Source organism: Pseudidiomarina sp. (assembly GCF_048268165.1).
In the GTDB taxonomy this organism is placed as follows: Bacteria; Pseudomonadota; Gammaproteobacteria; order Enterobacterales; family Alteromonadaceae; genus Pseudidiomarina.
The window spans coordinates 1-8524 of the sequence record NZ_JBLWWA010000022.1 but is presented as its reverse complement, the minus strand read 5'-3'; the positions used below and the strand labels follow the sequence as shown (position 1 = coordinate 8524).

Here is an 8524-nt window from a genome sequence, read left to right as displayed (position 1 = left end):
CGCGAGATGAAGCTCTCCTCGCCCAGTGACTCCAGCATGAAGCAGTTGTCGAAGCGTTTCTCAATCTTCTTGAACAGACCAAAGAAGTCGATGTCTGCCGCCAGTGTGACGTAATGTGGCTTGCGCGGCAGTGTTATGCGGGCCGGTTTCTGGCTCATGTTAGCCTCTGTTGCTGTTTGATCTTCAGGGCGCGTGCCCCGCGAGTGACGGTGGCGATACCGACGCCGAGCTGCTTGGCAATCTCCCGCTGCGGCACGCCGGCTTCCAGCATGCGCAGAATCTGCAGCCGGTTGCAGACCTCGGTCAGTTCAGCCGGAGTCAGCAGATCGCGCAGGGCTTCTTCAAGGGAGTCCCGACTCCGCATTTGCAGCAGGTGATCGAGCAGCTCATTCAAGTGAGTTGTATTCATGTACTAGTACGGTATCACAATGCGAGGTAGGGTCAATTGAAAAGTGATATGTTCAGCTTCAGACGGAACCGGTTTCAGGAAGATGAGCGTTTTGAGGTGGGGCGCCCCGGGCTTCTTGTGTTCAATACGCTTATGTCTGAGAGCCTCAGGCAAGTGATCACAGTAACTAAAAGGAAGCTTACTTCTGCTCCTGGCCCATAGCAGACATTAACGCCAATATTAGCGGCGCCCTGACAAGGGCGTCCGGTGGAGGCCCTTCAGGGCCGAAACGAACTGAAACGATTTGTTAGCACTTCCACTCCACCACTTCGGCATTGTTCAGAGAAAACCGCCGAAGCACGTCCAGAGCCTGTTCTGAGACAACTAATAGATTGGATTCAGAAATCCCGCAATCAGCTTGCCCAGCACTTCCTGTGATCCTTAGCCAATTAAACCTAGTCGGCAAAGGCTTTCCTTGAAGTTCTAGGAACTGAGCAGAAAACGATATTTCGACCTGCTCCAGCGAAAATCCGGCTAGATTTGCCGCTTTCAGAGCCTGCCCAACTTGTTCGGAAACAATAAAACACGGGAATGACTCCAACAGTTCGTCACCCAACCACCCTTCAAACTCATAGTGCAATGAGTGAACAACGGGAGGATGTACTGAGGTGTCGGCCCGTGTATTTTCACCCCAACCACCAGCTACTTCAGGTTCAATTTGATAGTACACCGTCATAGGTTCTTCTGAGTGCTAACGCCCTCAGCACGCGCGGCTTTGGAATGAAGGCGAAGCCGGAATGGAAAAGACTTCGCCGTGCCTGCGATTGTTAGGGCTGTACCAAGATGGCGTGATCAAGTCACCTTTACCATTTATCTAATGGTGGCCAACTGATACTTTCAAACTTTTCCAAACACAATGCACCAAACTCCGGTTCAACTTTTTCAGCCCATGCTATCTTGCCCCTGACATGATGAAACAAAGTCGACACCGAAAGTTTTCGGGCCTCTGCGTGCTTAGAAGGACCATGCTCTTGTGAGCACAAATAGTATAAGTGTTGACGTATTTGGTCCTTATACTCCTTACTCAATCTTGGATTTTTACTATCAACCAAAATTCCCAGTATAATCCTTCTTGTGCCCGGCCCACGAATAGCAGTCTTTCTTCTATTAGGGTTAAACCCTGCCTCAATCAATAGGCGATTAACTTTTTTCTTAAATCTAGTTATATCTGCTATTGTCGCGTTTTTTTCTGTTGAAAACGCAAGATCATCAGCATATCGTGTATACGTAAACCCGTTACAATTAGCCAAATATTCTAGATCTTTATCAATAGCTTTCATAACAAGATTCGAAAGCATTGGACTTGAGGGAGCTCCTTGAGGGAGGAAGCCTTCATTAGAGCAATAGTAATTTGGAATCGAAGGCCACCGGGAAGAATCTGATCGCAAAATGTCTTCACTGCTTTTATTACTAAGGCCTGTTGTCGTAGTTATGCGAGCCAATTCAAACGATAATAATTTCGTATAACCAAGATTTCTAAATACCTTATAAACCATATGCTCAGATATACTGTGGAAGAAATTCTCGATATCGATCTTTAGTAGCCACTTACATCTGCAGTGCCGACTAGCAGCAAAAATAGGCTGCGAATCAGGATGATAGGCAAAACTTGAAGGATGTGCGTTGGTGTTGCTTAGTATTTTGGCCGTTATCCATTTCTGAACTGCAAGCAATGATGCTTCAGGAATATGTATTTCTCGGTAACGAGACCTACCAGGCACTTTCTTCTTTAAAAGAACACGCTTGTAATTTCCAGACTCTCGACTTACAACCTTCCTTAAATATCCGTAGTTAGTATCCGTTAGCCAACTTAAATGACGAAGCGTTAGAACAACTGGCAACCGCGCATTAATATTCTGAATTCGTTTAATTACTTCAACGGAAGCAGCGATAGCATCATCATCTATCCCGTGCTTTTCACCTTCAAATTGGTAGCGCTGAGGACTCCAGAAAGACATTACTTTGACCCACCTCGGTGGGGATCAGTGCGATCTAGCCCTAAGACATCGCCCGGGCTAGATCGCACTGAAGCGCAGCATGAAAAGACTGCTCCGCGATCTGAGCACAGGAACTCCCGTACCCTGGGCTCCGTAGAAGGAACCCCTTGCCACTTTCGTGGCAAATATCTAATCTCTTTCATAGAGCCCTCAGCTGAGTTGGATAATAAAAGCTTTCATCGCTACCTACAAGCAATGGTGCTTTCCGACGGCGCCGACGAAAACGTGTGAGTTCACGCATTCCCAATTGCGTCAATCGGTGTTCACAATTCAGCCACCGCGCTTGAATCGCTAACTTAAGGATGTTGTCCACAGAATTAATTTTCATGCGAACCCTTGCTGAAATCTCATCTGGGTCCCTTAACCCTTTTTCAGCTGCCGCTAAGACCTTTAAAACCGCCACCCATTCTTCGTTTTTGGAGCTATCCAGCTTATTTCTTGCATCTCTTATGTCGAGCAGACGATGCGTTCGTTGGTCATGAGCGTTGCACTCATCAATTCTGAATAGTTCACTTGGAAGCTCACTGGTACTCCGCCCATGAAATAAAGGTCTCCATCCCGATCTCCTGCTGTGAAGAATTGGAGGGGTGTTGTTAGGACAACCATGAGAAAATGCTATGAGCGCACCGCTGGCTAGAAAGCCCAGCGGCTCCGGATGCCTTTTTGGCTGCGTATGGCATATCCTTTCTACTTCTTTACGTCTTTCGCCTACGAAAGAATTTTGTATAGTAGGGCACCCCATTACCACACGGACTTCGGGCCGCAACCTGTGAGACCGGACTGCCTTTAGCCCTTCTGTTGTTCCAGAGTAAGCGAGAACGACAAATTTAATAAGTTTATAAGAAGTCCAGCTATTAAGAGTCGCAACAAAACCGAGTGAGTCAAGCATTCTGATAATACGTTGGCCCGAACCAATAAAATCGGTTACGACGCCAATAACTCTAACCTTTTCACTACGTAATTTATTTGGTCCCGGGTGGGAAATACAAAACTCCCCTTTCCTTCGGGAATAATCAGTAATAAGGTTTGCGACAATTCCCTCACTTCCTACTTCTTGGTTCCTAGGATCAGCAACTATGGGAGGCACTCCACTCCCTTCCGCCCGTCCATGTCTCGAATTTGGAAAAAAGCAAGGGGTATTACCAAAAACTTTTTTTATCGGACGCTCGGCATAAAGAGCGATTTTTTTAGGGCAGGCTTTTGACCCACTGAGCGAATCTAACAGCGAATTCAACTCTTCAATAAAGTCATCCCTACTGATCAGCAACACTTCGTTAACTAAATCAATTGCCGCTTGTCGATCTTGGTCTTCAAAATTGTCAAGCCATGACCTTACGGTGTCTGCCTCTGAGAGAGATGCCATTTAATAATCTCTAATTAAAGAATTTGAGCTATGCCAACCAATTCACCCTAACGCCTCAATCAACCGACGCTTCAGCGGTCGGCTGGATTGATTTGTTAAGTGTTGACTCGCGCTGATATTCTATTCTGTGCCAAAGAGTGGCCGATAAAACGAGAAATGTACCAATCGATACACCCAAAACCCACAAATGTCTTTTCTTTTCTCTTTTACTAGCGATCAACTCGCAAACATGGCGGTGTGCAGAATTGAAGTTCCCATGTAGAGCCTGATTATCCATTGGCTTGTATCCACCCTCACCGTTATCGGTTTTGGGAAAATATTGAGATAAGACTTTCAGAAAGCTTTTTAACTCTCTTTCAGAAGCACCCAATAGATCTGGAGAGAATGCATAGCAAATCACATCTGCTTGCTGCTTAACAGTATTGTCATATTTTAATTTTCTCACTTAATCTCCTAGAAACTTAACATTATAATACTGCGCATGCGCATATTTGCTCTCAGCTAAAGACTAAAAGAGCTGATATAAGAATAAGAAGAGAAAGGATAAATTGAGATATCACAGCCATTCTCTTCCGGTGAAAACGCGCATGCTCGTTTTGCAGCTTTTCCGTGCGCAGTATCCTGCAACGGTCAGTCCATAGTTCTCTGATAGTGAACGATTTTTGAGCCTGTTGCCAGTCACAAGTGAGTACAGCCTCGCGACAAAACAAGCACCCTCGGTTCGTAGCTTTCAATACACTGTATGTAATCACAGAAAATCAAAACAGTTTGCACACAAGCGCTAAGTGCTCGATGCGACGCTTGGTTCCCTCTAATGTCTGCAATGTGCGCTAGTCAGGCTAACCAGTCAGTGATGCTGAGTTGCCCAGCGCTGACCTTTAAGGAGCTCTAATGAACGTAAACCGACAATTAATGCCTGTAGCATGTGCACCCGTGAAGTAGTGCCGAAGGAGCCATGTAATGGGTATCGCGATGTCTGCATCGCTTAGAAGAAATTGGTTGCCTGCTTCCGTTGTGCTTGGAAAAAGCCAGCACCTTGTGGTGAGTTTTCACGAATCATCACCTCATTCTGATTGGTAGAATTCAGGCTAGGACCAAAAGTTATTGATTCTAGGTTCCTCAGCAACATAGGCCAACGGTGCGCAGTAATAAAAGGCGTGGCAAGGAGCTGGGTTAACTGTAGGCCTGTTTGCACACACTGGGGGAACTCTGGAAGCTACATTGCTTCAATTTCAGGCTAGGTTCCAATCATGAGACTGGAACCTAGCCTGCTGGCGAACCTACAGCTGTCTTAGAATGGTTGAATCGGTGATTTTGTCGTCTTCCGCTAGCATAAATGCCTTGGACAGGACGATTGAAAGCCCGCTGTCACCCTCGAAGGGCAGGAAAACCCGGCTCAGGTGCTTGTTCTTACTTCGGCTGGGCACAATGCACAGATAACGATCATTAGGGCAAATCAGGATATTGCCACTGCCGATATGGATCTTATAGGTGTGGCGTGAGCCTTCAACAAACAGGAACTTGCCGTCAATATGTGTTTTGTCCCGAATTTTTAATTTGGGCAGCAGCCTTTCAAGCACAGCCTTGCGCGTTTTAGCCACTTCCGTCAGGTCCCCGAATGAATAGCTCTGCCAGTACTCACGATACTGCAGACGTGCCTCAGGCCCACCATCCTGCCACTGGGGATCGTTACCCACACTGGCAACACCAACAAAAAGGTCAAGGTCCCGCATAATTTCCGACAGCACAAGCGGCGGAATATCTGTCAGGGGAACAGGTTCGTCGCCGTCTCGACAGAAGCGCAGTTGATCCGAGGCCACGTAATACCAGATACCAACATCATTAAAGTTGTCAGCGATTTCATTGATCCAGTACTGAGCTTCCAGGTTGTAGGCCGGAAGCGTCCTGCGAGCAATTCCACCATTACGATCATCATCGTGAATGCCCAGCAGTGAATACTTCCAGCCGCGTATGGCTGCCAACGAATTAAACTGATGTTGCTTGAGGATGTGAGCCGCCATGCGGTTGGAGTACAGCCGCGTGTTGATCTCTGCATCGGTCAGGATATACACCTCGCGATATGCCTGTTTAAAAGGCTGGCTAACTGCCAGCTCTTCAAGACGATCACGCCAGGCCAGCACCTCTTCCGGAGATGAGTCGATGGGGTGCCAAAGACGGATTTCACGGATATCTGCTGGCACCAGCAACTCGCCGTTGACGTTCTGCCAGTGCTCATCATGATAGAGCGCTGGCGTCCCATCGAGTGCCCATATCAGCTTTCGGGCAATGTCTGCCACCAACCCGTGGTGTAGGTAATATGTTTCAAAATCATCCTTGGACCAGCGCATATCTTCAAGATAGAGGCGATCAATGCGGTCGCGCTGCGACGTGGATGATTGTTTAACCTGCTTTTCCAGAGCCCGCATTTGCTTCAATTTGGCCGAATGGTTGGCACTGTTCTTAACGAAGGCTGGGGCTGTTTTCTGGGGTGAACCATCCGGTTTGATCCACTGTAGTTGCGTCGCCCCAACACCAGAGTGTTTTAGTACCAGGCGATAATCGTCAAAGGCTTCTACTCGCTCGCCAGCGTTCAGTCCAAAGTCCGGTACGGCGATCTCTTCGATCTGCGCAGGCCTGATGCCCTGTCTGGCCGCCTGCTCGTCGATAAAGTTCTGAATCAGCTTTTGCGTGTTGTTCTGACGAATGCGCAGTTTCAAACGCGACAGGTGGCTGATACCCGCCAGCCCCGGCGATTGTGCCAACGCATAAATGCCGGCATTGCCCACACTAGCGGCTACTGGGCCGTGCCCGGGGATTTTCTGGAAGCACTTTTCCGTCAATAGCGCGATGGATTGCAGAGTTTGCGGATCATGAAACCCGCTCTGTAACCAAAGCAAACCTTTCAACAGGCTGAAGCTATGAGCTTCGATAAACACGACGTCACGATACGTATAAGTGTGGACAATATACTGCTCGGTATACTCTGTTTCGGTCATTTGGAGCTGTGCCGCTGCGGCCAGCCAACGGTTGGTGCAAGACCTGAATACAGGCACTCCGATTTCATCCACCAAAGGTCTAAGCGTATTGAGAAATTTCTGGGACGGCGTACCCCCGTCGGCCATACTGAGATGATGAAACAGGTGATGCCACTTTCCCCTTTCCTCTGCACTTATCTGCCCCATGTCAGCTTGCACCAGGGAACCAAAGGGACCCCCTCCGAGCTCGTAAGCCGGCATCTGAAATATACCGGACTCACCTGCCTTAACCAGGATGCGCTCGAGCTTTTTGGCTGCCCAGCAACCTTGTCGCGTTTCTCCCCTGAGATGGCGTACAACGCACTCTTGTCCAATCAGGTTAGAGATATCCTCCGCAATGATTTCGTTCAGGCCCCACCGTTTAATATGTTTTTCAATCTGCATAGCCAGGGCGGTGAAGGGGCCAGATGAAATATCAAGGTCAGGGGGGGACTGGTCGGTAATGCCATATAACGCTCGGAACAGCTGGAAAAACGAGAAACCATCCGGGAAATCGATGCGCGTACGCATCAGGGTATCCAGCAAATTGGCATGAACGAGACGGCGCAGGTATTCCGGGTCGTCATCTTGTGAAGAACGTCTGACTGCGTTGTGATTAAGCTGCGATATCAGATAAAGCAGGAATTCGATTTTTTCTTCTGCCGGCAACACTTCTAGAGTTGCATAGGTCTCACAGCCCTTGAACGGTAGGCTAGAGTGGGTAGAAATATAGCGCGTTTTAGCCAGCACGTGCGATTCAATATCACTGAGCAATGCGTCCATTTCAGGATGTTTTTCAACAGGATGGCCAGCGAGAATCTTGCTCATCAGTACGTCCATATGCTTAACGATGGCATTCACAACTTAGCCTCCGACCAAGGGTGTCAATTTAATGAACGATACTCGTGTTTGCGGTCGAATAGTGATGATATCGTCCAGGTGTTCCACCTGACTGTCGCCGATAAAGATGAAGAAGCCGTTGCTTTCGAATGCCTGCAGGGCAATCGTAATTTGCTTGTCAACATCTATGAGCGGGCGCTTTTTACCTGGCCCATTCAGCTGCCGCTCGAGTTCAGTGGGCTGCACCAGATCAAATTTGTCTGTCGAAGCGGATCGGTTATAACGGATGACCTCCTGCATTACCCGCTCAGTGATGACATCCCTGACCGAAACCTCAACACGGTCAAAACTCATCTGCCATTCATTGAAAATTGTTCCTAAGCCGTTTTCATCACGTATGTGCAATATGTTCTCGTGTAACACAAATATCTTCCTCCTGAAGATCCAAAAAGCCTACGGACTTGATTCCCTATTGAATCTGTCCACTTACGCTCATATTCTTTCCGCGAGCGTGTGACCATCTTATTAGGCATCCTTACTGCCTAATTTAGGCCAATAATGTACAGTTGGCGCATTGCTGCACTTTCACTCCGGCACTCAGTTGTCGGGACAGCAGCCCTGCTGAGTCGATTAAAGCTCCCGCCATGAAAAGGCTCATTCAGTAAAGCGAAGCTCAATCTTGGCGATAGAGTGCGAGTTCTGCTTTGCATCCCCATTATCCGGGTCGTGCGTGACCTGTTCACCATAAAGCTGGAAGTCCACCATATCCTTGTCAGGATCTACGCTTATCAGTGAGAAGTTACTATCGGTGTAGCGTGCGAGCCGTTTGAATTGATAACCATCGTGTGTCACACCTGTATCA

8 protein-coding genes are annotated in these 8524 nt (G+C 48.0%); all 8 read right to left on the bottom strand.

Features of this window, described 5'->3' with window-relative positions; genetic code table 11:
* Nucleotides 1-154: 154 nt before the first annotated feature.
* Nucleotides 155-409 (bottom strand): Trp family transcriptional regulator, encoded by a 255-nt coding sequence (locus ACN0UY_RS12450; RefSeq protein ID WP_417667500.1) that lies wholly within the window; start codon nt 407-409, stop codon nt 155-157.
* Nucleotides 410-695: 286 nt separating this feature from the next.
* Nucleotides 696-1124 carry a hypothetical protein gene (locus tag ACN0UY_RS12445; protein WP_417667498.1) on the bottom strand — a complete coding sequence of 143 codons (429 nt, stop codon included), beginning with the start codon at nt 1122-1124 and terminating at the stop codon, nt 696-698.
* A 127-nt stretch (nt 1125-1251) separates the two neighbouring features.
* The gene (locus ACN0UY_RS12440) at nt 1252-2406 is read right to left on the bottom strand and encodes a reverse transcriptase family protein (protein WP_417667496.1); all 1155 of its coding nucleotides are present in this window, start codon (nt 2404-2406) and stop codon (nt 1252-1254) included.
* Between the two features lie 178 nt (nt 2407-2584).
* Nucleotides 2585-3808: a hypothetical protein gene (locus tag ACN0UY_RS12435; protein WP_417667494.1), complete on the bottom strand. Its 1224-nt coding sequence runs from the start codon at nt 3806-3808 to the stop codon at nt 2585-2587.
* Nucleotides 3809-3863: 55 nt separating this feature from the next.
* Nucleotides 3864-4253, bottom strand: a complete 390-nt coding sequence (locus tag ACN0UY_RS12430; protein WP_417667492.1) for a hypothetical protein — start codon at nt 4251-4253, stop codon at nt 3864-3866.
* An 835-nt stretch (nt 4254-5088) separates the two neighbouring features.
* Nucleotides 5089-7650, bottom strand: coding sequence for a DUF4132 domain-containing protein (locus ACN0UY_RS12425; RefSeq protein WP_417667490.1), 2562 nt, complete (start codon nt 7648-7650; stop codon nt 5089-5091).
* A 36-nt stretch (nt 7651-7686) separates the two neighbouring features.
* On the bottom strand, nt 7687-8016 hold the full coding sequence (locus tag ACN0UY_RS12420; RefSeq protein WP_417667488.1) for a hypothetical protein: 330 nt from the start codon (nt 8014-8016) through the stop codon (nt 7687-7689).
* Nucleotides 8017-8316: 300 nt separating this feature from the next.
* A partial coding sequence (locus tag ACN0UY_RS12415; protein ID WP_417667486.1) for a hypothetical protein occupies nt 8317-8524 on the bottom strand: 208 nt, incomplete at its 5' end.